23 protein-coding genes, 2 tRNA genes and 1 riboswitch are annotated in these 24,277 nt (G+C 69.0%); of the genes, 4 read left to right on the top strand and 21 right to left on the bottom strand.

Annotated elements, in window-relative coordinates; translation table 11 throughout:
* Positions 1 to 95: 95 nt before the first annotated feature.
* The 4 genes from TVD_RS04805 to gltX all read right to left on the bottom strand — a co-directional run bounded on the left by TVD_RS04805 (position 96) and on the right by gltX (position 1,976).
* Positions 96 to 171, bottom strand: a tRNA-Glu gene (locus TVD_RS04805).
* Between the two features lie 31 nt (positions 172 to 202).
* Positions 203 to 427 carry a hypothetical protein gene (locus TVD_RS04800; RefSeq protein ID WP_019568239.1) on the bottom strand — a complete coding sequence of 75 codons (225 nt, stop codon included), beginning with the start codon at positions 425 to 427 and terminating at the stop codon, positions 203 to 205.
* A gap of 24 nt (positions 428 to 451) precedes the next feature.
* Positions 452 to 527, bottom strand: a tRNA-Ala gene (locus TVD_RS04795).
* A 42-nt stretch (positions 528 to 569) separates the two neighbouring features.
* Positions 570 to 1,976 carry a glutamate--tRNA ligase gene (gene gltX, locus TVD_RS04790; RefSeq protein WP_018938723.1) on the bottom strand — a complete coding sequence of 469 codons (1,407 nt, stop codon included), beginning with the start codon at positions 1,974 to 1,976 and terminating at the stop codon, positions 570 to 572.
* Positions 1,977 to 2,119: 143 nt separating this feature from the next.
* Here gltX and TVD_RS04785 point away from each other — a divergent pair, with 143 nt between their 5' ends.
* Positions 2,120 to 2,569 (top strand): DUF4399 domain-containing protein, encoded by a 450-nt coding sequence (locus TVD_RS04785; RefSeq protein WP_047250946.1) that lies wholly within the window; start codon positions 2,120 to 2,122, stop codon positions 2,567 to 2,569.
* A gap of 64 nt (positions 2,570 to 2,633) precedes the next feature.
* Here TVD_RS04785 and TVD_RS04780 read toward each other — a convergent pair whose 3' ends face one another.
* Positions 2,634 to 3,614 carry a cytochrome-c peroxidase gene (locus TVD_RS04780; protein ID WP_156167563.1) on the bottom strand — a complete coding sequence of 327 codons (981 nt, stop codon included), beginning with the start codon at positions 3,612 to 3,614 and terminating at the stop codon, positions 2,634 to 2,636.
* A gap of 211 nt (positions 3,615 to 3,825) precedes the next feature.
* Positions 3,826 to 4,060: riboswitch (cobalamin riboswitch) on the top strand.
* Between the two features lie 181 nt (positions 4,061 to 4,241).
* Between TVD_RS04780 and TVD_RS04770 the strand changes: the two genes are divergently transcribed.
* Entirely contained in the window at positions 4,242 to 5,357 is a 1,116-nt protein-coding gene (locus TVD_RS04770) for a porin (protein ID WP_019563148.1), read from the top strand.
* A gap of 34 nt (positions 5,358 to 5,391) precedes the next feature.
* Positions 5,392 to 5,955, top strand: a complete 564-nt coding sequence (locus TVD_RS04765) for a cytochrome c (RefSeq protein WP_018169486.1) — start codon at positions 5,392 to 5,394, stop codon at positions 5,953 to 5,955.
* A 268-nt stretch (positions 5,956 to 6,223) separates the two neighbouring features.
* Here the strand turns inward: TVD_RS04765 and cobM are convergent, their stop codons facing one another.
* From cobM to TVD_RS04750, 3 genes are read right to left on the bottom strand one after another with little or no spacing between them, the layout of a single operon-like run.
* Positions 6,224 to 6,988 carry a precorrin-4 C(11)-methyltransferase gene (gene cobM / locus TVD_RS04760; protein WP_047250944.1) on the bottom strand — a complete coding sequence of 255 codons (765 nt, stop codon included), beginning with the start codon at positions 6,986 to 6,988 and terminating at the stop codon, positions 6,224 to 6,226.
* A complete protein-coding gene (locus TVD_RS04755) occupies positions 6,985 to 7,428 on the bottom strand; it encodes a cobalamin biosynthesis protein (protein ID WP_047250943.1) in 444 nt (147 codons plus the stop codon). Before TVD_RS04755 ends, cobM begins: the two co-directional genes overlap by 4 nt.
* 8 nt (positions 7,429 to 7,436) lie before the next feature.
* A complete protein-coding gene (locus tag TVD_RS04750) occupies positions 7,437 to 8,681 on the bottom strand; it encodes a bifunctional cobalt-precorrin-7 (C(5))-methyltransferase/cobalt-precorrin-6B (C(15))-methyltransferase (protein ID WP_047251906.1) in 1,245 nt (414 codons plus the stop codon).
* Positions 8,682 to 8,685: 4 nt separating this feature from the next.
* Between TVD_RS04750 and TVD_RS04745 the strand changes: the two genes are divergently transcribed.
* The gene (locus tag TVD_RS04745) at positions 8,686 to 9,486 is read left to right on the top strand and encodes a cobalt-precorrin-6A reductase (RefSeq protein WP_019563152.1); all 801 of its coding nucleotides are present in this window, start codon (positions 8,686 to 8,688) and stop codon (positions 9,484 to 9,486) included.
* A 13-nt stretch (positions 9,487 to 9,499) separates the two neighbouring features.
* On the opposite strand, the gene cobJ is transcribed toward TVD_RS04745, so the two are convergent.
* The 13 genes from cobJ to TVD_RS04680 form a co-directional block, all read right to left on the bottom strand.
* Positions 9,500 to 10,285: a precorrin-3B C(17)-methyltransferase gene (gene cobJ, locus TVD_RS04740; RefSeq protein ID WP_019563153.1), complete on the bottom strand. Its 786-nt coding sequence runs from the start codon at positions 10,283 to 10,285 to the stop codon at positions 9,500 to 9,502.
* Positions 10,282 to 11,037, bottom strand: coding sequence for a precorrin-2 C(20)-methyltransferase (locus tag TVD_RS04735; protein WP_019563154.1), 756 nt, complete (start codon positions 11,035 to 11,037; stop codon positions 10,282 to 10,284). Before TVD_RS04735 ends, cobJ begins: the two co-directional genes overlap by 4 nt.
* The gene (locus TVD_RS04730) at positions 11,034 to 11,687 is read right to left on the bottom strand and encodes a precorrin-8X methylmutase (RefSeq protein ID WP_019563155.1); all 654 of its coding nucleotides are present in this window, start codon (positions 11,685 to 11,687) and stop codon (positions 11,034 to 11,036) included. The genes TVD_RS04735 and TVD_RS04730 overlap by 4 nt, the downstream gene beginning before the upstream one ends.
* Positions 11,684 to 13,084, bottom strand: a complete 1,401-nt coding sequence (gene cobG / locus TVD_RS04725) for a precorrin-3B synthase (RefSeq protein ID WP_019563156.1) — start codon at positions 13,082 to 13,084, stop codon at positions 11,684 to 11,686. Before cobG ends, TVD_RS04730 begins: the two co-directional genes overlap by 4 nt.
* Positions 13,085 to 13,103: 19 nt before the next feature.
* Complete coding sequence (locus tag TVD_RS04720; protein WP_019568233.1) at positions 13,104 to 13,841, bottom strand: ABC transporter permease; 738 nt, start codon at positions 13,839 to 13,841, stop codon at positions 13,104 to 13,106.
* 32 nt (positions 13,842 to 13,873) lie between these two features.
* Positions 13,874 to 14,818, bottom strand: coding sequence for an ABC transporter ATP-binding protein (locus TVD_RS04715; RefSeq protein ID WP_019563157.1), 945 nt, complete (start codon positions 14,816 to 14,818; stop codon positions 13,874 to 13,876).
* Positions 14,815 to 15,924 carry a cobalt-precorrin-5B (C(1))-methyltransferase gene (locus tag TVD_RS04710; protein WP_047250942.1) on the bottom strand — a complete coding sequence of 370 codons (1,110 nt, stop codon included), beginning with the start codon at positions 15,922 to 15,924 and terminating at the stop codon, positions 14,815 to 14,817. Before TVD_RS04710 ends, TVD_RS04715 begins: the two co-directional genes overlap by 4 nt.
* A 22-nt stretch (positions 15,925 to 15,946) precedes the next feature.
* Positions 15,947 to 16,801 carry a uroporphyrinogen-III C-methyltransferase gene (gene cobA, locus TVD_RS04705; RefSeq protein WP_018948551.1) on the bottom strand — a complete coding sequence of 285 codons (855 nt, stop codon included), beginning with the start codon at positions 16,799 to 16,801 and terminating at the stop codon, positions 15,947 to 15,949.
* Positions 16,798 to 18,090, bottom strand: a complete 1,293-nt coding sequence (locus TVD_RS04700; protein WP_047250941.1) for a cobyrinic acid a,c-diamide synthase CobB — start codon at positions 18,088 to 18,090, stop codon at positions 16,798 to 16,800. Before TVD_RS04700 ends, cobA begins: the two co-directional genes overlap by 4 nt.
* Positions 18,087 to 18,701 carry a cob(I)yrinic acid a,c-diamide adenosyltransferase gene (gene cobO / locus TVD_RS04695; RefSeq protein ID WP_018169472.1) on the bottom strand — a complete coding sequence of 205 codons (615 nt, stop codon included), beginning with the start codon at positions 18,699 to 18,701 and terminating at the stop codon, positions 18,087 to 18,089. Before cobO ends, TVD_RS04700 begins: the two co-directional genes overlap by 4 nt.
* 57 nt (positions 18,702 to 18,758) lie before the next feature.
* Positions 18,759 to 19,049 (bottom strand): DUF2149 domain-containing protein, encoded by a 291-nt coding sequence (locus TVD_RS04690; RefSeq protein ID WP_047250940.1) that lies wholly within the window; start codon positions 19,047 to 19,049, stop codon positions 18,759 to 18,761.
* Positions 19,046 to 19,489, bottom strand: coding sequence for a MotA/TolQ/ExbB proton channel family protein (locus TVD_RS04685; protein ID WP_012982206.1), 444 nt, complete (start codon positions 19,487 to 19,489; stop codon positions 19,046 to 19,048). The genes TVD_RS04690 and TVD_RS04685 overlap by 4 nt, the downstream gene beginning before the upstream one ends.
* A 150-nt stretch (positions 19,490 to 19,639) precedes the next feature.
* On the bottom strand, positions 19,640 to 24,193 hold the full coding sequence (locus tag TVD_RS04680) for a cobaltochelatase subunit CobN (protein WP_047250939.1): 4,554 nt from the start codon (positions 24,191 to 24,193) through the stop codon (positions 19,640 to 19,642).
* Positions 24,194 to 24,277 lie beyond the last annotated feature (84 nt).

Below are 24,277 nucleotides of genomic sequence, written 5' to 3'. Positions count from 1 at the left end.
CGGGACAAGCGCCCGGCGGCCAGGGCGCTACCGGTGTGATCCCAACACCACAAAAGAAAAGGCCCGAACCTTGCGGTTCGGGCCTTTTCGGGATATGGCGTCCCCACGGGGATTCGAACCCCGGTCGCCGCCGTGAAAGGGCGGTGTCCTAGGCCTCTAGACGATGGGGACGTAGAGGCAACGTCTTCTTCTTACTTCCGTCTTACTCGGGTGGGCCCTTGGGCCGGTCTTCCTCGCTACCTGGTGCGCGATGCAGAAGCGTCGTCACCAGACCGTTGAACACCAGCAAAAACCCGACCGGTACCAGCGCGATGAGGGGCTTCGACCAGGTCTGTTCCCCGGTGAGCATCAGCCCGAATCCGCCGATCAATCCGATCACTGCCAGCACCAATCCAACGTAGAGCGATATGACTCCAAAACGATGCATTAATGAACTCGCAGTACCCCTGAGTGGTGGAGCCAGGCGGGATCGAACCGCCGACCTCCTGCATGCCATGCAGGCGCTCTCCCAGCTGAGCTATGGCCCCGTGTCAGGCGAGCGCGTACTGTAGCCAGCACCCCCAAATGTGTCAACCCGCTGCGGCGGAAATTTTCTGCAACGCACGGTCGATACGGGCCAGAACGCGCTCGCGACCAATGAGCACCAACGTGTCATCGATAGGCGGGGACACCGTGCCGCCGGTAAGGGCCACACGCAAGGGCTGCGCCACCTTGCCGAGCTTGAGTTCCAGACGCTCGCCGGTATGCACCACCACCTCGTGCAGCGCCTCCTTCTCCCACGCCCCGAGAGCGCTGAAGCCATCGTGCAGGGTTTGCAGCACGGGCTGCGCCTCGGCGGTCAGCTGCTTGCGCGCCGCCTTCTCGTCGTAGTCCTCGAACTCGTGATAGAAATACACGCTGTTCTCGGCCATCTCGCGCAGGGTGCGCGCCCGTTCGCGCTGCGCGATGACCACATCGCGCAGTTCCGGCCCTTCGGAGGGATCGATCCCCAGCTGCCCCAGGTGCCAGCCCAGTTCCAGCGCGACGTGGTCCGGGTCCAGCGTCTTGATGTAGTGCTGGTTCAGCCACAGGAGCTTGTCCGGGTTGATGGCGGAGGCGGACTGGTTCACGTCCTTGATATCGAACAGCCGAACCAGTTCGTCCAGTCCGAAGATCTCCTGGTCGCCATGCGCCCATCCCAGGCGCACCAGATAGTTGAGCAGGGCCTCCGGCAGGTAGCCCTCGTCGCGGTACTGCATGACCGACACCGCGCCATGGCGCTTGGACAGCTTGGCACCATCCGGGCCCATGATCATCGGCAGGTGGCCATAGCGCGGCGGCTCCACACCCAGCGCCTTGAGGATGTTGATCTGGCGCGGCGTGTTGTTCAGGTGATCGTCGCCGCGCACCACGTGGGTGATGCCCATGTCCATGTCGTCGACCACTACCGTCAGGTTGTAGGTCGGCGAGCCATCCGAGCGGGCGATGATGAGGTCATCCAGCTCGTGATTCTGGAACGCGACCTTGCCGCGCACCATGTCGTCAACGACCGTCACGCCCTCGTCCGGCGTACGAAAGCGAATGACTGGCTCCACGCCCTCGCGCGGCTCGGTACGGGCGCGGCAGCGACCGTCGTAGCGCGGCTTCTCCTTGCGCGCCTTCTGCTCCTCGCGCATCGCGTCCAGCTCTTCCTTCGAACAGTAGCAGCGGTAGGCATGCCCGGCGGCCATCAGCTGATCGATCACCTCCCGGTACCGGTCGAAGCGCTCGGTCTGATAGAACGGACCCTGATCGTAGGTCAGACCCAGCCAGTTCATGCCTTCCAGGATCGCGTTCACCGACTCCGCAGTGCTGCGCTCGAGATCGGTGTCCTCGATGCGGAGCACGAAGTCGCCGCCGTGATGACGGGTGTACAACCAGGAGAACAATGCGGTACGGGCACCACCAATGTGCAGATAACCGGTGGGACTGGGGGCAAAACGGGTACGGAAACTCATGCGCGGGACACTCGATTACGGGTAGTGAGCAAAGGCGCCTAGGGTAGCAGAACGCTACAGGGCGATAACCCGGCAGCCCGGTTTCCGCCGGCTATACTCGAGACAGGCCAACACACGGGCCCCTATCGCCCGAAGGAGTCGTGATGAAATCCGTTTCGCTCACCCGCCTCGCGACCATCGCTCTGGTCACTGGAGGATTCGCCCTGGCCGCTGGCAGCGCGACCAGCATGGAGCGCGTTCCGGCGCCCGAAGGGGCCGAGGTGTACTTCATCAGCCCGCAGGATGGCGACACCGTCGAAAGTCCCGTGCGGATCCAGATGGGCCTGCGCGGCATGGGCGTGGCCCCGGCCGGCGTCGAGGCCGACAACACCGGCCATCATCACCTGCTGGTCAACCAGCCGCTGGACGAGGTCGACCTGGATGCCTCGCTCCCCTTCTCCGACCACAAGCGGCACTTCGGTGGCGGCCAGACCGAAGGCGAGATCGAACTGGAACCGGGCACCCATACCCTGCAATTGCTCTTCATGGACTACCGCCACCTCAGCTTCGACCCGCCAGTGACCTCCGACAAGATCACCATCACCGTCGAATAGGCGGCACAAAAATGCCCCCTCCAAAACCGGAGGGGGCTCGTCCTCGCCAGAGGCGACCGGTCGGTTACGGCAGTGCCGGGATCTCGAACTGCGGCATGTCACCGGTCAGGGCGTGCATGAAGGCCTCCAGATCCGCGACTTCATCGTCGCTGAACTCCATGCCCAGCATCTCCTGCCCCATGATGCGGATCGCCTCGTCCAGCGTCGCGGTCTCGCCGTTGTTCATGTAGGGGTAGGTCAGGGCCACGTTGCGTAGGGTCGGGGTCTTGAAGGCAAAGCGATCACTCTCCTCCCCGGTCACCAGGTAACGGCCCTCGTCTTCCGAGCCCGGCACCTGGATGCGATGGAAGTGGCTGTCGGTCAGTGCCGGGCCACGGTGGCAGGCGACGCAGCCGTTATCCGCGAACAGCTTCATGCCACGCATCTGCTGCTCGCTCATCGCGCCCTCGTCCCCGACCAGCCAGCGATCCAGCGGCGAGTTCGGGGTGTTCAGCGTGCGCTGGAAGGTCGCCAGCGCATGGGCCACGTGATCGGCATTGATCACGTTGTCACCGTCATAGTCCGGATAGGCGGCCTGGAACTTCTCCTGGTACTCGTTGAACTCTTCCAGACGCTCGATTGCGTCCTCCAGCGGCATCGCCATCTCGATCGCATCCTGGATCGGGCCCAGCGCCTGGCCTTCCAGGTCATCCTCGCGGCCATCCCAGAACTGCGCCGTGAAGAAGCCAGAGTTCAGCACGGTCGGGGTGTTGCGCTCGCCGACCTGGCCATCGTGGCCCACCGCGCGCGGGATACGATCCGCCCAGCCCAGTGCCGGGTTGTGGCAAGTAGCGCAGGAGATCACGCCGGAGCTCGAGATGCGCGGTTCGAAGAACAGCATCTTGCCCAGCTCGATCTTCTCTTTCGTCATCGAGTTGTCCGCCGGGATCGGCGGCAGCGCCGGCAGCGGCTCGAATACGTCGCGGTACTGCGAATAGTCCGTATCGGCCAGCGCAGGCGCCGAGGCCCCGAACGCGATCGCCGCACAGGCGGCGATCGCCGTCATGCGGAATCCGGAAAGTGTCTTCATGGCAGGTCTCCTTGAAGGGGAACATCAGGGCGGACCGATATAGACTCGGTCCAGATCCCATGAAACCCACCCTATCGACGCGGAAAACCGGACGCGATCAAAAACGAGCGTTCCGTTGATCCAGATCAAAGGATACCCCCGCCATCCCGCCTCAACGCGCCCTTGACCCTCAAACGGAGGCACCGTAGGGTCCGCCTTGACTTCAGGTGCCCCGGCCTGTTTTGGCCGGGGATAATCGGGAAGCCGGTGCGCGAACTCTCGTTCGCAAGCCCGGCACTGCCCCCGCAACGGTAGGCGGAGTTGGGCGGATCCAATGCCACTGCGGCGCATCCCCAGGATGCCCGCGGGAAGGCGATCCGCATCTGGATGCAGCGCGCATCCACTCTGCGAGTCCGGAGACCGGCCTGGAGGACACCGACGCCGCGGTGGGCGGCCGGGCGGGCCAGGACCGGCGTGCTCATCGATCGGCCCTCCCCTGCTCCCAGCCCATCCTGTGGCGTCGTTTCATCCACGGCGTGCGGGGTCGCGCGCCAGGGAAACACATGACCCATGTGCGCGAACGGGCACATGGGTCATGTGTTTCCTTAGGGGAGCACCACAACAATGAACGATACCCATCTCCGACCGGGGCGACATGCCATCCCGGTCCTGGCCACCCTGTATCTGATGACGGCCGCGAGCATCGCTCCGGCTCAGGCCAACTTCGAGTTCGGCGACGCGGAAGACGGCCTGCAGGTGACACTGGATCCGCTGATCCAGGGCCGCTACAGCTACGCCCGTGCCCCGGACGGTTCCACTAGCGAGTTCGACTTCCGCCGCGCTTGGCTGGACACCCAGGGGACTCTGTTCCACCCGGATCTTCGCTTTCGCCTGCAGCCGGATTTCAGCAGCGGCGAACTCTCGATGCGCGACATCTGGATGCAGTACGCGTTCCGCGACAATCTGGGCCTGCGCCTCGGCCAGTTCACCGTACCCTTCGGAATGCCGCGCGACATCGGCGGACCCAACCGCCTGTTTACCGAACTCAGCGTGCCGGGCAACCAGTTCGAGGTCCCCGCCGGGCGCGATACCGGCGTGACCCTACTGGGCGGTGACGGCGAAGCCTGGGCCTGGGCCGCCGGGGTGTTCGACGGCCGTGGCCGTCTGGACCAGCGTAACGACCGCCCCGCCACCTCCGGCCACCTGTTCAGTGCCCGCGGGGCCTGGGCACCGGTCGGCGAGATCCCGCGCGACAACACTACCCTCGGCCGCGCCGTGGAGCGCACCGTGGCGCTGGGCGCCGGCCTTCAGGCAGCGGACCGCAACCACCTGCGCGACTGGAGCCGCGGACTGGAAGATACGGTGGACCGCCAGCGGGCCGACTGGGTCACCGCCACCGCCGACGCGGTGATCAAGTTCGGCCACACCTCGCTCTCGCTGGCCGCGTTCCGCCGCGACGTCTCCCCGAACCATGCGTCGTCCTATCACGACCTCGGTGCCGAGCTCGAACTCGCGCAGTCGCTGCCGGTGGACGGGTTGGAGGTGGCCGCGCGCCACGCGGTGCTGCGCCACGACGCCGGCGACGACCTGGAAGGCGACGAGCGCTGGCAGCGCGAATGGGGCGCCGGGCTCAACTGGTACCACCGGGGCCAGCGGCAAAAGACCCAGCTCATGTGGCTGGACCGCGACGCCGACCGCTCGGACTGGGAACTGCACCTGCAGCACCAGTTCCGCTTCTGACACGCCACGGCTGACGCGAACAGGGAGAGCCACCATGAATCGAACGAAATCCATCCGGCGGTCGCTGACGACCGGCCTCCCGCTGGCCCTGCTGCTCGCATCGGCGGGGACCACGGGCGCCGAAGAGATCACCGTCCCGATGCCGGGCCCCTGGGGCGAAGGCTACGAAGAAACCCTGGACGACCCGGCCAGCGTGGACGCCACCGAGGCCTTCCAGCGCTTCCGCCAGCAGAGCATGCGGGGCACCTCGGCCACCTACCGCAGCATCGAGCAGATCCTGCGCTATGACGCGCCGTTCGCCGAGCGTCTGCCCGATCTGGCCGACGAGCTGGCACGGCGGGCCGCCGACATCGAAACCTGGTTCGACCGCGAGACACCAGCGCGGGACGGCGACCCAGGAGCCCTGCCCGCGGCCTGGGCGGACCCAGACTTCGCCGAGTACAAGGCGTCCTACCGCCAGGCCGCCGAACGGCTGCAGCGGAAGGTGGAGACGGCCGACGACCTGGCGGACGAGGCCTTCCAACTGCGCGCCACCAAGGCCCTGAACAGCGTGCGCCACCAGTGCCTCGCCTGCCACGACAATTACCGCCGCCGCTGAACCACGCGGAAACGGGGCGTCCCCCGAGCCCCTTTTCCGGGGCAGAGCACGCCCCGTTTCCGGCGGCCCCTTTCCTGATCCTGATTAGCACGAATCCACCGCGCGCTTCATATGCCGAAACGGCCTTGCCCGCGAACACGGCGGCGGGCTTCGGCAAGCGCCGCATTCGCGCACAAGCGCGCTCCTGCAGGGCTGCGGGTTGCGCTGGGGGAAAGGGACCTCTGCAGAGCTTCAGTGCTAATCAGGCCCTTGACTGGGTACCCGACGATCAGTCGTTGTCCATGCCGCGATAACGCCGCACATGCGCCGGGTCGTACAGGGCACTATCGCGGAAATCCCCCGGATCCAGCGCCGGCCCCACCAGGATCAGCGCCGAGCGCCGCGTGGTCAGCTGCGTTGCCCGCTCCACGATATTGCCCAGCGAGCCCCGCACCACCTTCTCGTCCGGCCAGCTGGCACGGAAGACGATCGCCACCGGACAGTCACAGCCATAGTGCGGACGCAGGTCCGCGACCACGGCCTCGATATTGTGCAGGGACAGGTGGATCGCCAGGGTTGCCCCGGTCGCAGCGAAGGCCGCCAGCCGTTCGCGTTCCGGCATCGACGAGGCCCGCCCCGGCGTCCGCGTCAGCACCACCGACTGCGCCACCTCCGGCACGGTCAGCTCGCGCCCCAGGGTCGCGGCCGCAGCGGAGAATGCCGGGACCCCCGGGGTAATCGTGTAATCGATCCCGGCCGCCTCCAGACGGCGGATCTGCTCGCCCAGCGCGCTGTACACCGACAGGTCCCCGGAGTGCAGTCGCGCCACGTCCTGACCCGCCGCGTGGGCGCGCTGAATCTCGTCCATGATCGCGTCCAGCGTCAGCGGCGCGGTATTCACGATGTGCGCGCCTTCCGGAGCATGCTCCAGCACCGCCTCCGGCACCAGCGATCCCGCGTACAGGCATACCGGACAGGCCGCGATACGATCCCGCCCGCGCAGCGTCAGCAGATCCGGCGCGCCCGGGCCCGCCCCGACAAAATGAACCGTCATAATGACTCCTTGAATACGTGATGAGTATCGACCCGGGCCACCGCGCAACTGGCCCGCGCGGACAGACGCCGCGGCAGCAGCAGACGCGCGCCCTCGCCGGCCGCCGCCAGCGCCGCCGCCTCGGCCACCGACCCGACCCCGGCGGTTGTACGCGCCCGCGCCGACTCCGTAAGCACTTCCTCGTCGCAGTCCACCAGCGCAGACGCAGACGGAAATACGAGTTCCAGCTCCAGCTCCCGCGCCACCGTCGCCAGCATGCCGCTGTCCCTCTTGTGCGCCGGCGCCGCCAGCTCCCGGATTTCGATCACCCCGGCACACTCCGCCTCCAGCACGGCGCGGGCCTCGGCCAGCACCGTGCGGATCAGGCCTTCCAGCTCCCGGGCCGTACAGGCGGAGGCGAAGCCAACGCCGGGTACCACCCGCTCGGGCGCCCCGTTCATTGCCTCACTCAACTCCGACGCAGGGACCACAGGGTCACCGGCCGCAGCGGTTTCCAGCCCGACATCGCGCCCAGCGGTTCCGAACGGCTCACGCTGATACGCGTCAGCTCGCCGCCATGGCGCTCGCGCGCCGCCGCCAGCACCGCATCGCCTTCGACGGTCACGCTGTTGGCGACCAGCCGCCCGCCCGGGCGCAGGCTCTCCACGCAGTACTCCACCAGCCCCGGGGTGGTCAGGCCGCCGCCGATGAAGATCGCGTGGGGAGTCGCCAGACCGTCCAGCGCCTCCGGTGCGCGCCCGGGGATGCACTGCAGGGCCGGAACACCCAGGGTGCGTGCATTGCGCCCGATGCGTTCCAGCCGCTCCGCGCGCGACTCGATGGCCAGGGCGCGGTTGGCCGGATCCGCCAGCATCCACTCGATGCCGATGGAACCAGAGCCGGCGCCGATGTCCCACAGGCACTCGCCGCGCCCGGGCGCCAGCAGAGCCAGTGTCACCGCACGGACCTCGCGCTTGGTGATCTGCCCGTCCTGTTCGAACTGCGCCTCCGGTCGGCCGGCGCTGGCCGCGATCACCGGGGCCGTCGGGGCCACCGGGGAGGCGCGACATTCCAGCGCGATCGTGTTCAGCGGATCCACCTCGCGAGCGCCCCAGTCCGCCGCCGTGGTCGCGCCAATGCGCTCCCGGGCCCCGCCCAACTGCTCCAGGACCGTCAAGGCCGAGGCCCCGAAACCCAGTTCATCGAGCCAATGGGCCAGCTCGCCGGGGGTCTCGCCGTCGCGGCTCAGGATCAGCAGCCGCGCGCCGTCGTGCAGCCAAGGGCGCAGCGCTTCCAGCGGGCGCCCGTGGACCGACAGGCAGCGGGTCTCCTGTAGCGGCCAGCCCATCCGCGCGGCGGCCAGGCTGAATGCCGAGGGCGCCGGAAACACCCGGGTGGCCGCCACCGGGAAACGCCGCATCAACGTCGCGCCCACCCCGAACCAGAACGGGTCGCCGCTGGCGAGCACGCACAGCGGCTGCCCCGCCCGCGCCTCGATCCAGTCGAGGGCGGTCTCCAGCGGCGAGGGCCACACCAGACGTTCCTGCCCCGGCTGCTCCGGCAACATCTCCAGATGCCGTGCACCCCCGATCACCGTGGTCGCCTGCGCCACGGCCGCGCGGGCCTCCGGCGCCAGTCCGGACAGACCGTCCGCACCGACCCCGACGATGTTCAACCATGGCGTCCCGCCCGGCTGCGTCGCTACACTTGGCATCTCCATGACCTCCCGTTCACCCCTTTCCAACGACGCCCGGCCACCGCGCCCGCGGCATGTCCTCCTGCTGGGCGGCACCACCGAGGCCGCGGCCCTGGAGCCGCTGCTGGACGGCCACCCGCGGCTGCAGTCCACCGTCTCGCTGGCCGGGCGCACCCGGAAACCGGGCCCGTCGCGGCTGCCACGGCGCACGGGCGGTTTCGGCGGTGCCGAAGGCCTTGCCACCTGGCTGCACGAACACGCGGTCGACGCCTTGGTGGACGCAACCCACCCCTTCGCGCGGCAGATCTCGGCCAACGCCGTCGTGGCCGCGCGCCAGACCGGCATCCCGCTGGCGCGCCTGACCCGACCGTCGTGGGAGGCCGGAGCGGATGACAGATGGATCCGCGTGTCCGATCTCGCGGCCGCCGGCCGCACCCTGCCGGCACTCGGCCGGCGCGTGCTGCTGACCACCGGCCGCCAGCACCTTGAGGCCTTCGAGGCCGCGCCCGAGCTGGACTATGTCATCCGCACCATCGACCCGCCCGAACCGCCGCCGGCGCTGCCACGAGTCACCTGGATCCATGCCCGGGGCCCATTCACGGCCGAGGACGAGGCGCGCCTGCTGCGGGAACACGCGATTGACGTTCTGGTAACCAAGGACAGCGGCGGCGAGGCCACCGCCGCCAAGCTGCAAGCGGCCCGCGAACGGGGCATCCCGGTGGTGATGGTGGAGCGCCCGCCGGACGCCCCCGGAGTGCCACGGTTCCACGCCCCGCAGGCGGTACTCGACTGGCTGGAAGCGCTCCCGGACACCCACGGCTAGAGCGGGTCCCGGCTCATTGCGCCGCCTCGACATAACGCGGGGTGTACACGTGCCGCCGGCCCGAAGGGCGTTCCAACACGCGGGTGGATGTGGCGCCGACGATCACCAGCGTGCTCATATTCGCCGCCGCCGGGTCCACCTCGCCGAGGGTGGAGATCTGCACGTCTTCGCGTTCGCCACGTCCCACCGCAGTGGCCAGCACCACCAGGGTGTCCGGCCCCTGGACCTCGCGCACGATCCCCAGTGCCTCGCCCAGCTGCCAGGGTCGCGAGCGCGAGATCGGGTTGTAGAAGGCCATGGCAAAATCGGCCTCGGCCGCCAGCCGCACCCGGCGCTGGATCAACGACCAGGGCTTGAGATTGTCCGACAGCGAGATCACGCAGAAATCGTTCCCCAGCGGCGCCCCCAGCCGCGCGGCGGCGGCCTGCATCGCCGAAACCCCGGGGGCCACGTCCACCTCGACGTCCTCCCAGCGTCCCGCCGGTGCCCCTTCCAGGGCCTCGAAAATGGCCGCCGCCATCGCGAACACACCAGGATCGCCACCCGAGACCACCGCCACGTCCCGCCCCTCGGCGGCCATGTCCAGGGCGTGCGTCGCGCGCGCCAACTCCTCGCGGTTGTCCGAGGCGTGAACACGGTGATGCGCGCCCGCAATGCGTTCCAGGTACGGCCCGTACCCCACCAGGTCGGTCGCCGCTTCAAGACGGGCAGCAACCTCCGGCGTAAGCCATTCCGGCCCGGCCGGCCCCACCCCGACCACACTCAGCCGCCCGAGCGGCCGACCGTCATCCCCGCTCATCGCCGCACCCCTCGCCCGGGAATCACGATCATCGAGAAATAGGGCACCTGTTCCGGAATCGCGGCCAACGGCAGGACCCGCTCCTCCGGCGTACTCGCGCGTTCCACGTACCAGGCACGCTCGTCCAGCCCCAGTTCCCGCAGGACCCCGACCACCGCATCGCGATGGGTTCCAACCTTCATGATGACCGCGGCATCGGTCCCCTGCAGGGCCTGGCGCAGATCGTCGATCGGCATCGTGCCCGGGATCACCGTCAGCAGGTCATCGCGCATGGTCAACGGCGTGGGCAACTGCGCGGCGGAGGCCATCATGGAGGTCACGCCGGGCACGATGCGGGTGGGGAAACGCTCCTTCAGCCGCAGGTAGACGTGCATGAAGGAGCCGTAGAAGAACGGGTCCCCTTCGTTCAGCACCACCACCGAACGCCCGGCCCCCAATTCGGCGGCCAGCTGCTCGGCGGCGGCGTCGAAAAACTGCTCGATGCGGCTGCGATACTCGTCGGAGCCGTGCGGGATCTCGTTGGTCACCGGATACTCCAGCGGCATCTCGCGCTGCCCGGCACCCAGATGGGCATCCACGATGGCACGCGCCTGGCCGCGGCCGCCCCGGCGACAGAAGTAGGCCACCACCGGGCTCTCGGCAATCAGCCGCGCGGCCTTCAGCGTCAACAGCTCGGGATCACCGGGACCGGTGCCCACGCCGTACAGACAGCCCGCGTCCGAGGAATCCTGCAGGTTGGGGGATGTCGTCATATCCGGTCACTCGCAAAGGCGTTGATGGCCGCCGCGGCCATGGCACTGCCACCCCGGCGTCCGAAAATGGTCAGGTAATCGAGATTCAGCGGGCTGCTGGCCAGTGCCTCCTTGCTCTCCACCGCACCCACAAATCCCACTGGTATACCGAGCACGGCGGCCGGCCGCGGCGCACCCTGGTGCAGCATTTCCAGCAGGTGAAACAGCGCCGTGGGCGCATTGCCAATGGCCACGACCGCGCCGTCCAGATGCGGTCGCCACCATTCCAGCGCCGCGGCCGAACGCGTCGTTCCCAGACGCTCGGCGGCCGCCGCCACCCCGTCCTCCCGCAGGCTGCAGATCACCCGGTTGTCCGCCGGAAGCCGGGCCCGCGTGACCCCGTGCGCCACCATGTTGCTGTCGCACAGGATCGGCGCGCCGGCGGCCAGCGCATCCATGGCCGCCCGGGCCACCCCGGCGGAAAACCCGACGTCCCGCGGCAGATCGGTCATGCCGCAGGCATGGATCATGCGCACCACCGCGGGCACCAGGTCCTCCGGAAAGCGGTCGAGATCCGCCTCGGACCGGATCATCGCAAAGGACTCCCGGTAGATGGCCGCCCCGTCGCGGATATAGTCGGGTACGGCCCCGGCCGTATCGCTCTGCGTCATGCTGAATCTCCGTTGTTCATCTTCGCGTTCATACGCCTGGCCAGTGCCGTGGCCTCCAGCCGTTGCAGGGCCTCGACCCTCGACTCATTCGCGCCACGTTCTTCACGGGCGAGGGTATCGAGGGCCGCGAGGACCGGCTCGACCTGCCCCGGCCCCGGCCCCAGCCCCGTCAGGACGGTCTCCCACTGCGCGGGCGCGCGTTGCAGCGACAGGTCGTAGCGACCTTCCCGCGCCGTGAGCAGGACCTGTGCGTTCGCGGGGCGCCCACAGTGCTTGTCGCAGCCACTGACGTGGACATGCCCGCCATCCACAAGCAGCCCGCGGGCGGATGCCCCGGCCGTCTCGACATCCGCGCGCGTGGGGGTACTGCCCGCGGAGCAACCCGCCTGCCCGATACAGGCACTCACCGCCAGACGGGGATTGCCCGGATCGGTCACGCCGTCCCACTCGGCCAGCCGGTCCGACTCCACAGGTGTTGCCCCGGTCAGAAGCAGGCTGCGCCACGGTGTCAGCCGCAGGCGTCCGTCGTGCGGCCGGATATGTTCGGCCATCCCCTGCAGGGCCTCCGCGCGCAGGGCCCCGAACGGAAACGCGATCCCGAAGGCTCGCCCGTTCAGGCACGTACCCATCCCGGCATCCGCGCATCCGGGCATCCGGGCCGCGACCCAGTCCCCGCCCGGGAGCACACGCTCCAGCCCCGGCGGCGTCAGCACATTCGGGCCGAACCGGGCCACGGCGCCGGCCACACGCCCCGGCGGATCCACCTCGCCTTCGCGCAATTCCACGAAGCGTTCGAGCACCGCCAGGGCGACGTCCACGACCTTCTCCGGCCGCGTCCAGCCAAGCACCGTGGCCGTGCGACTGGACGCGCCTACAGCCACCCGAAACCACACCCCTCCCAACCCCGCACAGGCCTCCAGCCGCAGGTCCGCCGCTACGCCATCCAGCGGCAAATCGCCGCCGGCCTCCACCAGCACCCCGACCTTCGGCGGCAGTGCCCGCAGACGCGGGTTCTGCACAAGCGCCCGCGCGAGGGCCCGCGCGACCGGCTGTACATCCATGGCCGCCTCCGGATCGATGTCCGTCACCGGGGCCACCAGGACATTACGCACTGCCTCCATCGCGGGATCGCGATCGGCCAGACCCGCGTTCTCCAACTCGGCACGTGCCGGCTCCAGATCCGCCGTGTCCAGACCGCGCAACTGCAGATTGCCGCGGCTAGTCAGCTCCAGGGCACCGGAACCAAAGCGACGCGCCACCTCCGCGATGGTCTGCGCCTGCTCCGCATCCAGCCCCCCGATCGGGTGACGTACCCGCATCAGCAAACCGTCCCCGGTGCTCATCGGCGCGGCAACTCCCGGACAGGCCTGGCGCACCCGCGGACGATCGGCAATCACGACTTCACCCTGCCCGCGCTCATGTGCGGATCCGCACGCCGCGCGCCACCAGGGCCCAGGCCAGCCCACCGACGACGAGCGTCGCCCCCACGAGGACCCAGAAGGTCGTGGCCCAGGCGAAGGACCCGGTCCCCAGCAGGCCGTAGCGAAAGCCCTCGATCATGTAATACAGCGGGTTCAGCACCGCCAACGACTGCCAGGGCTCGGGCATCCGTTCCACCGGGTAAAACAGGCCTCCCAGGTAGATCAGCGGGGTCAACACGAACGTGGCCACTACGGAGGTATGGTCAAAGCTGCGTGCATACAGGCCGTTCAAGAGCCCGGCCAGCGCGAACAGCAAGGCACTGATCAGCGCGATCCCCAACGTGGCCGCCAGGTGGTGCAGCTGGAGATGGGTAAACGGGATCGCCACCAGCGCCACCAGCGCCCCGGCCAGCAGCCCGCGGATCACGCCACCGGTGGCGAAGCCCGCCACAATCAGCCAGGCGGGCAGCGGCGCGACCAGCAGCTCCTCGATATGCCGCTGCAGGCGGGCGCCGTAGAACGCCAGCGTCACATTGCTGTAGGCATTGGTGGCAACCGCCAGGATGATCAGGCCGGGCAGGATGAAATCGGCGTAGTCGACCCCCCGCATGGTGCCCAGTTCGCGCCCGATCAGATGACCGAAGATCACCAGGAACAGGACGGTCGTCACCACCGATGGCAGGAGGTTCTGCACCCAGGCCCGCAGGAACCGGCGCACCTGCTTGACCACCATCCCGCGATAGGCGAATGCGTAGGCCGCGAGTCTCATGCCCCGGCCCCTTGCAGTGCGTCCGCGCGTTTCGCAATGCGCTGCAGGAACAGCGACTCGAGCCGGTTGCGCTTGTTGCGCAGTCCCGCGACCCGGACCCCGCTTCCGCCCAGGCGATCGAACAGGTCATTGACCTCCATGCCCTGCGGGAGATCGATCTCCAGGGTCCAGATATCCACCAGACGGGTCGCCAGCCCCTCCAGGACCGGGGCCGCGTCCAGAGGCGCGTTCAATTCCAGCACCAGCGTCTGCACGTTCAGCCCGTGCAGCAGCTCGCCGGTCTCTCCGCGCGCGACGATCTCGCCCTGATCCAGGATCGCCAGCCTGTCGCACAGGCTCTCGGCCTCCTCCAGATAGTGGGTGGTCAGGAGGATGGTCACGCCATCCGCGTTCAAGCCACGCAGCAGCTCCCAGGTTGCATGGCGCCCCTCCAGGTCCACCCCCGCCGTCGGCTCGTCCAGCAACAGCACGCGAGGGCGGTGTACCAGGGCGCGGGCAATCATCAGCCGGCGCTTCATGCCGCCCGACAGGCCCCAGGCCGACTGTTCGCGCCGGTCCAGCAGACCCGCCTGTTGCAGCACCTCGCCGGTTCGCTCGCGCGCACGCCTCGGGGACAGCCCGTAGTAGGCCGCCTGGGCCTCGACGATCTCGCCCACCGGCTCGAAGCTGTTGAAATTCACCTCCTGCGGCACCACGCCCATGCACGCCTTCGCCGCCACCGCCTGCGTGGCCACATCGTGCCCGCAGACCCGGATCGAACCGCGATCCGCCCGCACCAGCGTGGTCAACAGCCCCACCAGGGTGGTCTTGCCCGCCCCGTTCGGACCCAGCAGGCCGAAAAAGCTGCCCGCCGGCACTTCCAGATCCACGTTCGCCAGCCCGACCCGGCCACCGGCGTAGCGCTTGGCTACCGACTGCAGGGCGATCGCCGCGGCCGTCATGGCGCAAGGCCCCTGGCGCCATCGGCAAACCCGACGATGCGTCCCGCCCGATCCACCGCGCAGACCTCCAGCGCTGTGGTCTCCGGCAACATTCCGCGGGCCCGCTGCCAGGCGCGCGCGCTGATCCGGTCGGCCAGCGCCACGCCCTGTTCCAGGCAGTCCGCAAGGGCCTGGGCACTGGTGTTGGCCGCGCGGATGCGCGCCAACAGGTCCGGGCTGGCGCCCAGATCCGCGGCTTCCCCCGCCAGGGCGTCGAGATCGATGCGCGACTTGCGGCTATGGGCATCCAGGTGCCCGGCCGCGAACTTGCTGAGCTTGCCGAAACCCGCGGCCAGCACCACCGCGGGCAGGGGGTGGCGCCGCAGGTACTTCAGCGCCGCCCCGAACAGATCCCCCATCTCGATCAGCGCGATGTCGTCCAGGCCGTAGCGTTCACGCACCGCCGCCTCGCTGGTGCCGCCGGTACAGCAGGCCACGCACGGACAATCGTTGGCGCGGGCCACGTCGATGGCCTGATGGATGGATGCGATATAGGCGGCGCAGGAAAACGGGCGCACGATCCCCGTGGTGCCCAGGATCGAGAGACCGCCGAGGATGCCCAGGCGGGCGTTCATGGTCCGCTCGGCAATCCTTTCGCCCCCATCCACCCCGACCGTGACCCGGAAGCCCCCGCTGTAACCGGTCGCCTCGGCAAGCGCCTCCAGATGCCCCTGCATCATGCGTCGCGGGACCGGGTTGATCGCCGGCTCGCCCGGCGCCAACACCAGGCCCGGACGCGTGACCGTCCCGACCCCGGCACCCGCCATGAACACAACGCCAGGTGCACCACACAGGGTCACCTCGACCCAGACCCGAGCCCCGTGGGTGGCATCCGGGTCATCGCCGGCATCCTTGATGACCCCGGCGACCGCGCCACCCGGGGTGGGCTCCAGATCGTTCAACGCCAGGCGCACGACCTGCCCCCTCGGCAGGGTGACCTCGACCGTCTCGAGCCGCCGCCCCTCCAGCAGCCAGCGTGCGCCGGCCACGGCGGCCACGGTCGCGCAGACGCCGGTGGTCAGGCCGGTGCGCAGGCGCCCGGTTGTCTCGCACGTCTCCGGGCGCATGCCGCCCTCCGCACTGTAGCGATCAGCCGACTTCATGCGTCCCCGGCCCGGGCTCGAAGCCCGGCGTGGCAATCGTCTCGCGCAGGCGCACCACCTCGCCCACGATCAGCAACGCGGGCGACTGGATGGCCAGATCCGCAACCCGCGCGGGAAGGTCCGCCAGCGTGCCCTCGATGACGCGCTGCGTCGGGCGCGTGCCCTGCTCCACCAACGCGGCCGGCATCGCGCCATCCGCGCCCGCCGCCATCATCTCGCCGCAGACCTCGGCCAGGGTGTGCAGCCCCATGTAGACGACCAGGGTCTGCTGCGGATGGACCAGCGAGGCCCAGTCCAGATCGGTCTCGCCGGCGCGGCGATGGGCGGTCACGAACTGGCAGCGATAGGCATGATCGCGATGGGTCAACGGGATCCCGGCATACGCCGCGCAGCCACCCGCCGCGGTGATCCCCGGCACGATGCGGACCGGGATCCCGGCCGCGGCGATCGCCGCCGCCTCCTCGCCGCCGCGACCATAGACGAACGGGTCCCCACCCTTCAGGCGCACCACGTAGTGCCCCTCCCGCGCCAACGCGATCATGCGCTCGTTCAGGTCCCCCTGATCGCAGCTGTGCCGTGAGCGTGCCTTGCCCACGTACAGCCGCTGCGCCTCCGGGTTCGCCAGATCCAGGATCGCATCCGGGATCAGGCGGTCGTGCAGCAGGATGTCGGCGTGCTGCATCGCGGCTACCGCGTCCAGTGTCAGCAGCCCCGGATCGCCCGGACCCGCGCCGACCAGATCCACGCAGCCGGCCCGCCGCTCGCCGCCCAGCCGGATGCTGGCCCCGGCGCGTGCCCCCGGTCCGATCCGCGTCACATTATCCCGCTGCGCATCACTCATGGCCGAAACAGCTGCGCCGTGGCCTCGGGGTTGGACGGGAACCAGGCGTGCAGATAGGTCGCGCTCAGGCGACCATCGCGATAGATCGCCTCCCCCTGCGACCCCGTCCCGCGGGCCCGCCAGCAATGGTCGTAAGGTTCCAGGCCGACCTCGGAGCGGGTGTGGTGGAAGGTGTGTCCACGCAACTCGCCCTCCGGCAGCGGGGCCGCCTGGAGACCCAGGCCCTGCAAGCGGTCCGCCAGCTGGGCCTTGCCCGGCACCAGTCCGGCCATGGCCGCGGTGTGGCCCTCGCGGTCGGCCAGTTCATCCAGCAGATAGAGGAAGCCCCCGCACTCCGCCAGGATCGGGCGACCGGCCGCATGGTGGGCCTCCAGGTCCGACTTCAGAGCGGTATTGGCGGCCAGTTGATCCAGATACAACTCGGGGTAGCCGCCCGGGAGCCAGACGGCATCGGCCTCCGGCAGCCCATCCCCGGCAAGCGGGGAAAAGAACCGCAGTTCGGCGCCCATCTTCTCCAGCAGACGCAGATTGGCCGGATACATGAACGCGAAGGCCGCATCCCGTGCAATCGCGACGCGTACGCCGGACAGGGTCGCCGTGATCGGCGCGATCGCTTCCGGATGAAAGGTCACGGGCTCCGGGAGGCCCGTCACGCCGGCCTCTTCGATCGCGGCCGCGGCGGCCTCCAGCCGCGCATCCAGGTCGGCGATCTCGCCCGCCTGAACCAGGCCCAGGTGACGATCCGGGACACTCAGCGTCTCGTTGCGCTGCACGGCCCCGAAAAACCGGATCGCGTCCGGGGTGCAATCCTCCAGCATCCGCGCGTGCCCCGGACTGCCCACCCGATTGGCGATCACGCCGGCGAATGACAAGCCCGGGCGATAGGTCGACAAGCCGTGCACCAGCGCCCCGAAGGTCTGACCCATACCGCTGGCATCCAGGATCGCCAGGATCGGCAACCCGAAGGCCTGGGCCAGATCCGCGCCGGAGGGATCCCCGTCGAACAGCCCCATCGATCCCTCCACCAGGATCAGGTCGGACGTCTGTGCCGCCTCGTACAACATCGCCCGGCAGGCGGCCTCGCCCACCATCCACAGATGCAGCGCATCCACCGGCTGGCCGGAGGCCTGCTCCAGGATCATCGGGTCGAGGAAGTCGGGGCCGGTCTTGAACACGCGCACGCGCCGGCCCTGGTTGCGGTGGTAGCGGGCGATGGCGGCAGTGATCGTGGTCTTGCCCTGGCCCGAGGCCGGGGCCGCCACGAACGCGGCGGGACAGCTCACGCTCACAGCTCGATCCCCTTTTGCGCCTTGATGCCGGCCTGGAAGGCGTGCTTGACCACACCGATCTCGCTGACGGTATCGGCCGCCTCGATCATCGCCTTGGGCGCGGCGCGGCCGGTGGTGATCACGTGTTGCATCGGCGGGCGGTTGGCCAGTTCTTCGAGGACCTCGGCCACGTCGAGGTACTGGTATTTCAGCGCGATGTGCAGCTCGTCGAGCAGCACCAGATCGACGTTCGGGTCGCGCAGCATGTCGCGGGCATGCGCCCAGGCATCGCGGGCGGCCTCGACATCCTTCTCGCGGTCCTGGGTCTCCCAGGTGTAGCCCTCGCCCATCACGTGGTACTGCACGTTGTCCTGACCGCGGAAGAAGGCCTCCTCGCCGGTGGCGAACTGCCCCTTGATGAACTGGACGATGCCCACCTGCATGCCGTGCCCCAGGGCACGGGCGACCATGCCGAAGCCGGAGGAGCTCTTGCCCTTGCCGTTGCCGGTCAGGATCAGGAAAACCCCCTTCTCCTCCTGGGCCTCGGCGATCTTGCGGTCCACGACCTCCTTCTTGCGTGCCATGCGCTGGGCGTGGCGTTCGGCTCGAGCCGCTTCGGTGTCTTCGCTCATCTTCATTACTCCTTGATTCGTTACGTCATACGGGCGTTCGGATGGCCCCGGGAGTGACTATTCGCCAATCAGGATCATCCGTCCGGTCTCCGGGTCACGGTAGACCTGCCCCATGGATTCGTAGCCCGCGCCGGCCTCGCCGGCCCCTTCGGGTGGGTCCGGGATCTCGCGCCCGGGCTCGATCTCGGCGCCGCCACTGGCCGGCTCCAGCCCGCCGCCCGATGCGGCCATCACCACCATCAGGCCGACGGCAAACACCAGCATGATGTCGGCCAGATTGGCCAGCGGGCCCATCGGCTCCTCGTCGGGCGCGTCGAAGCGCGAAGCGCGGTAGTGCGGGACCCTCATGCCGCCGCCTCCATACGCTCCATCGCCGCGTCATACCAGCGGCGACGCAGGCGCCCGAGCAGGAAGCCGAGAATGCCGACCAGCAGCCCCAGCACCGTGGTATTGAAAGCCACCGTAACGGCCTGGGCGAGGATTTCCAGTTCGCCCCGGCCCATCGCGGCCAGCCCCGGACCCAGCGGGATCAACGTCCCCATCAGCCCGAGCATCGGGCCGATGCGCGCCAGCAGATCGGCGCGGTCGATGCGCCGCCGGGCACGGTAGGCGAGGCGTTCGGCATCGCCGCTCAATTCCAGACGGCGTACCCCACCGGAGCGTTCACCCAGTGCCAGCCCGAGCTCCCAGACGGCGACCGCGACCAGCACCAGCAGGCCGACGATCACCGGCTCCAACAGCCAGCGCACCACGGTGTCCATCAGTTCCATCGTGATCGAGAACGACATTCGCGTTACCTCATTAACCTTTGTTCAGCCATTCGTACGGCCTTCTGTAGGAGGCCAGCCTCTGGCCGATGGGGCGTAACCAACGCCGCAATCGCCGAGAGGGCTCGGCTCCTACACGTACAGGGCCCGGGGATTTCCCGCCCCCAGCCGTTAACGCCGCCGGCCCGTGGCGATGCCGCCGAGCAGCAGCAGGAACAGCGCAGCGGCAACCAGCCAGGGGAGCCAGGGCATGCCCGCCGCCTCGTCGCCGGTCTCCTGGCCGCCGTCGGCCTCGGCCGGCTCGGGGATCTCCTGCGCCTCCTGCGCGGTAGGGTCTTCCAGCGGCTGGATCTCGGTGACGCGACTGGGGTCGGCCTCGGGCTCCGCCCGGTCGATCTGCGCGGCCGCCCGCACCGCCTCGAAGGCCGCGCGCAGCTCGGCGTCGTCCAGGCGCTCGGCCACCTCGTCCAGCATGGGGTGATCCGGGCGCGTGTGACCGCTGCCGGGCAGGCCGTGCTCGGCGACCAGTTCCGCGAAGCGTTCGGACAATGCATCCAGCACCTCGGGATCGGCGTCCCAGAATCCGTGGCTGGCCGCGACCAGGTGAACGGCCTGCAGGTGAGTTTTCACGTGCACGTTGTGGCCGTCGGCCAGGAACTCCTGCATCCCCAACCCGTGGCGGTCCTGGAGGTACACGTCGTGCACCTCGTCCCAGACCCAGGAGCGGATGATCTCCGGGTTGGTCACCTGCCAGCCCCACAGGTTGTCGACGAAGTCCCGGGCCATGGTGCGGGCCCCGGCATAGCCGTGATCCATCAGCGGCTCGATCCACTGCGGGTTCAGGTTCTGCCCCTGCAATTCGCGCATCAGCGCGCGGCCCAGGGTCTCCACCCGCGGGTCGTCCGGATCGGCGTGCTGCAGCACGCGGTTGTCCGGCACCTCGCCGCGGATGCTCTCGACCGCGGTGGACAGACCGCCCTGGAAGTCGAACCCATCGTCGTTGTCCAGCAGGCCGTAGAGATGCGAGGCGCGCCCGAGGTAGGTCCGTCCGACCTGGCCCAGACGGGCCTCGAAGGCCTCGTGCGCAGAGCCACCGGACTCATCCGCCCCGTAGGCATGGCCCATGCGCCGCAGGTAGGCCGCACCCAGTTCGGCGCGGTCCTCCCAGGCGCCGGAGCGATCCGCCAGCCGGTTGACCCCCGCGCCGTAGGCACCGGGCGCGGAGCCAAACACGCGCAGGGCCGCCTGCTGCCCGGCCCCGGCGCCATCGAGCCCGGCCGCACGCAGGGCCTGGGTGTCCTCCACCCACTGCGCGGCCACATCGTTACGCGCCAGCGGCTCGTCGCCCGGATCGCGCAGGTCCTGCCCCAGCGGGGCCAGGGCCGCTTCCAGTGCCGGTTCCAGCTCGGGGTATTCCGCAAGAATGATCTCGGACGAGCCATCCAGCGCGAGGCGAGCGGCACGATCCAGCCACACCAGCTGGTCCTCGTACAGGTCCCGGAACAAACCGGAGGTGGTGAACAGGGCATCGCGACGGCGGTCACGCTCCGCCTCGTCGAGGTCCATGCGCTCCAGTCCCTGGACAATCCCGCGACTGTTCCAGGCCGGGCGAATGCCCAGCATATCCATGCCGAAGGCGATCATCACGCCCTCGTCGCGCACGGTATCCGACGCCCAGAGGATGATCGCCTCGCTGCCGTCGGCCTCGGGATCGCCGTGCTCACGGGCATCCGCGGCCAGTTCCTGGCCAATGCCCCAGGCAATGCGCGTGGGCACCAGATCCGCCGCCAGCGCATGGAAGTTGCGCCCGGTCGGCAACACCTCCGGCGTCCGGATCGGATCGTTGCCCTGCCCCGGCGGCACGAAACGCCCCTCCAGGGCCGCCAGCAGATGCGCACGCTCGCTGGCCGGCGATCCGCGCAGCTTCGCGCCCCAGTCGTCGCCGATCGCGTCGTCACCGGCCATCGACTCAAGCATCGTGTCCACGGCCTCGTCGCTCCAGTCGCGCCCGAACACGTGCAGCCCCAGGGGCATCTGGTCTTCCTGCATGTCGGTCAGGTAGTGGCCGATCTCGTGGACCAGCAACTCCTCGTCCATCTCGGACAGCCGGGTCGTGGCGTGTTCGTCATGCCCCTCATCCGCATGCTCGTTCTCATGATCATGCTCATGGGCGTGCTCGTGCTCTTCATCCCCATGTTCCCGGTGATGGTCCGCGTCACGCTGCTCGTCGCCATGTTCGTCCGCATGACCTTCGCCATGCCCGGTGGTGTCGGGCTCTTCGTCATGACCCACGTGGTGATCGCCGTGGTCGTCATGGTGGTGCCCGTGGTCGTGATGATGCCCCCGGGCCATTTCCCGCTCGATGATCTCGGTCAGGCCGAGATCCTCGATACGTTCGCGCAGGGTCTGTACCGCCCGCGAACGGGTGGCGGCATCCGGCTGAGCCGCGGCCTCGTAGGTCTCCACCAGTTGGCGCAGTTCCAGCAGGCTGTCGTACAGCTCGGTCGCCGCCAGTGGCGGGGTCAGGTGGCTGATCATCACGCCCATGGCCCGGCGCTTGGCCTGGATGCCCTCGCCCACCCCATCGACGATGTAGGGGTAGATGATCGGCAGGGCGCCCCCGAGGATCTCGGGGTAGTCATCTGCCGCCAGACCCGCCCGCCGACGCGGCAGGAATTCGCGGGTCGAGTGCCGGCCGACATAGACCAGCGCATCCGCCTCGAAGTGATCGCGGATCCAGTGGTAGAAACCAACATACTGGTGGGTCGGCGGGAAGGTGGTATTCGCGTGCAGCAGGCGCTCGCTGACCTCCCAGCCGCGCGGCGGCTGCGGGCCGATGAACACGTTGCCGAACTCGATCCCCGGGAACAGCATCTCGCCGTCGCGGGTCATCGCCTCGCCCGGCGGCTCGCCCCAGCCGGTCAGGCCGGGGATGCCCGTGCGCACCAGCGCCTTGCGCAATTGCTCGGTCGTCGCATGCGCGTCCTCACCCGCCAGCGTGGCCTCCCAGGCCGCCTCGAATTGTGCGAGCAGATCCAGCGCCCGATCCTGGGCCGCGTGCGGATAGCTCTCGAGCATGTGGCGCAGATCACCGACACCGCTTTCCAGCGCGGCTTGTGCCAAATCGATCTCGTCGGCGGCTTTGGCCGCCTCCAGCCTCGCCTGCAGGTAGCCGATCGGGCCATCCACCAACTCGGCCCGGATCGACTCCGGCACGGCGTCGAAATAGGCCTGGTACTGCTCGCGATCGAGCGCGGCCACCCGGCCGGCGATCGCGTCCAGCGCATCTGCCTGCTCCGGGAGATTCACCGCCCGGTCCTGGATCATGTCCAGCAGGGCTTCGGCATCCTCCGGCACGTTGTCGCCCAGGTCATAGCCGGCCGCCTCCAGCCGCTGCAACATCTCCAGCAGGGACTCGGGCACATCCAGCTTGTCCGCGCCGATGTTCTGGCGACCCGGCGGATGGTTGTAGTAGACGACCGCGACCCGCTTGTCCGCGTTGTCGAGGGCACGCAGCCGCTGCCAGCTTGCCACCCGGTCGGCCAAAGCCTCCACGCGCTCGCCCACCGGCTCGGTCAGTGTCAGGCGCACACCCGTGCGTTCATCCTGTTCCGGGGCGCCCGCGGCCGCCAGCACCATCGGCTGGCTCATACCCTGCAACTCCGGCATGGCCACGTGGTAGTGCACCTTGTCCCAGGGGATGCCTTCGTGCGACAGCCGCCACTGGGCTGCGCTCACATCCGCCAGGCGGATGCCCTTGATCACCGGGACATCCAGCTCGCCGAAGGCCTCGGCCACCGCCTCGCGGTTGCCGCCCCCGCCGACCACGAAGTCCTGCAGGCTGACGATCCCGGCCAGATCCGCCGGACCGATCGTATCGGCGAGTGTCTCGACCGCCTCGCGGCTCGCCCCGCCCCAGCGCGCGAGCACCACAAAACACTGGATCTCGCGGTTCTCCAGGGCCTCGCAGGCCGCATCCAGCAGGGCGCGGTCGCCCGGCCGGTCGCCGGTATCCAGATCCAGGAGCGCCACGGCCGGACCCTCCTCCAGATCGAGGGCGTCCGAATCGGGGCTGGAGCTGCCATGGCGGTAGTAGCGGATGGTCTCGCGCGGGTCCGGGTCCGGTACGTCGATCGCGTGGCCGCCATGCGCGGCCAGCCAGCGCATCAGGCCCTCCATGTTCTCCGGCGTGCGCCCCTGGTAGAACGCCCGCCCGGTCAACCAGTCCGCCTGTTCGGGGAAGCGCTCCTGCTGTCGGGACAGGTGCGCGCGCGGTTCCTCACCCGGATCCGGGTTGGCCGCCAGTTCGGTACGCATCTCGTCATCGAGCCCCGCGAGTACGGCCTCACCGTCGATCCGCGACAACGCCGTCAGGTGGCGAACGCTGTTGATGGCCAGGATCGGGGCTCCCTCGGGCGGCGGGGCCTCCCGCAACAGGCGATCGAGGCGCGCGGCCTGATCCCCGAAGACGGCCGCGACGAGCACCGCGTCCGCCTCGCGCCACAGCGCCGCGACCGCCTCGTCCGACTTGTCCGTGAGCTGCTCCGGGGTGCGCAGTACGACCTCCGCCTCCGGATGGGCCTCGAGGAAGCGATGCGCCCCGGCGGCGACCTCCGCCGCCGAGCGATCGGAGACCACCCCCACCACGAGCGGCCCGGCCCCGGCCGTTCCGACGCCGAATAGAAAAAACGCAATAGCAATCAGGGTTGTGCGACGAAAACGCATGGAGATTTCCCGAAAAACAGGCGCAAGGGGCCGCGAGGCGTGTACCCGACACGCCCGCGACCGTTGCAATGGGATTGGGGCGCC

This window comes from Thioalkalivibrio versutus, from assembly GCF_001020955.1.
In the GTDB taxonomy this organism is placed as follows: Bacteria; Pseudomonadota; Gammaproteobacteria; order Ectothiorhodospirales; family Ectothiorhodospiraceae; genus Thioalkalivibrio; species Thioalkalivibrio versutus.
The sequence above is the reverse complement of the archived record's forward strand: the minus strand, read 5'-3'. Positions and strand labels throughout refer to the sequence as shown.

Bases quoted from the DNA above. Each gene is read 5' to 3' on its own strand.
- TVD_RS04800 (WP_019568239.1), bottom strand. From the start codon at position 427: ATGCATCGTTTTGGAGTCATATCGCTCTACGTTGGATTGGTGCTGGCA.
- gltX (WP_018938723.1), bottom strand. From the start codon at position 1,976: ATGAGTTTCCGTACCCGTTTTGCCCCCAGTCCCACCGGTTATCTGCAC.
- TVD_RS04785 (WP_047250946.1), top strand. From the start codon at position 2,120: ATGAAATCCGTTTCGCTCACCCGCCTCGCGACCATCGCTCTGGTCACT.
- TVD_RS04780 (WP_156167563.1), bottom strand. From the start codon at position 3,614: ATGACGGCGATCGCCGCCTGTGCGGCGATCGCGTTCGGGGCCTCGGCG.
- TVD_RS04770 (WP_019563148.1), top strand. From the start codon at position 4,242: ATGAACGATACCCATCTCCGACCGGGGCGACATGCCATCCCGGTCCTG.
- TVD_RS04765 (WP_018169486.1), top strand. From the start codon at position 5,392: ATGAATCGAACGAAATCCATCCGGCGGTCGCTGACGACCGGCCTCCCG.
- cobM (WP_047250944.1), bottom strand. From the start codon at position 6,988: ATGACGGTTCATTTTGTCGGGGCGGGCCCGGGCGCGCCGGATCTGCTG.
- TVD_RS04755 (WP_047250943.1), bottom strand. From the start codon at position 7,428: ATGAACGGGGCGCCCGAGCGGGTGGTACCCGGCGTTGGCTTCGCCTCC.
- TVD_RS04750 (WP_047251906.1), bottom strand. From the start codon at position 8,681: ATGCCAAGTGTAGCGACGCAGCCGGGCGGGACGCCATGGTTGAACATC.
- TVD_RS04745 (WP_019563152.1), top strand. From the start codon at position 8,686: ATGACCTCCCGTTCACCCCTTTCCAACGACGCCCGGCCACCGCGCCCG.
- cobJ (WP_019563153.1), bottom strand. From the start codon at position 10,285: ATGAGCGGGGATGACGGTCGGCCGCTCGGGCGGCTGAGTGTGGTCGGG.
- TVD_RS04735 (WP_019563154.1), bottom strand. From the start codon at position 11,037: ATGACGACATCCCCCAACCTGCAGGATTCCTCGGACGCGGGCTGTCTG.
- TVD_RS04730 (WP_019563155.1), bottom strand. From the start codon at position 11,687: ATGACGCAGAGCGATACGGCCGGGGCCGTACCCGACTATATCCGCGAC.
- TVD_RS04720 (WP_019568233.1), bottom strand. From the start codon at position 13,841: ATGGTGGTCAAGCAGGTGCGCCGGTTCCTGCGGGCCTGGGTGCAGAAC.
- TVD_RS04715 (WP_019563157.1), bottom strand. From the start codon at position 14,818: ATGACGGCCGCGGCGATCGCCCTGCAGTCGGTAGCCAAGCGCTACGCC.
- TVD_RS04710 (WP_047250942.1), bottom strand. From the start codon at position 15,924: ATGCGCCCGGAGACGTGCGAGACAACCGGGCGCCTGCGCACCGGCCTG.
- cobA (WP_018948551.1), bottom strand. From the start codon at position 16,801: ATGAGTGATGCGCAGCGGGATAATGTGACGCGGATCGGACCGGGGGCA.
- cobO (WP_018169472.1), bottom strand. From the start codon at position 18,701: ATGAGCGAAGACACCGAAGCGGCTCGAGCCGAACGCCACGCCCAGCGC.
- TVD_RS04690 (WP_047250940.1), bottom strand. From the start codon at position 19,049: ATGAGGGTCCCGCACTACCGCGCTTCGCGCTTCGACGCGCCCGACGAG.
- TVD_RS04685 (WP_012982206.1), bottom strand. From the start codon at position 19,489: ATGTCGTTCTCGATCACGATGGAACTGATGGACACCGTGGTGCGCTGG.
- TVD_RS04680 (WP_047250939.1), bottom strand. From the start codon at position 24,193: ATGCGTTTTCGTCGCACAACCCTGATTGCTATTGCGTTTTTTCTATTC.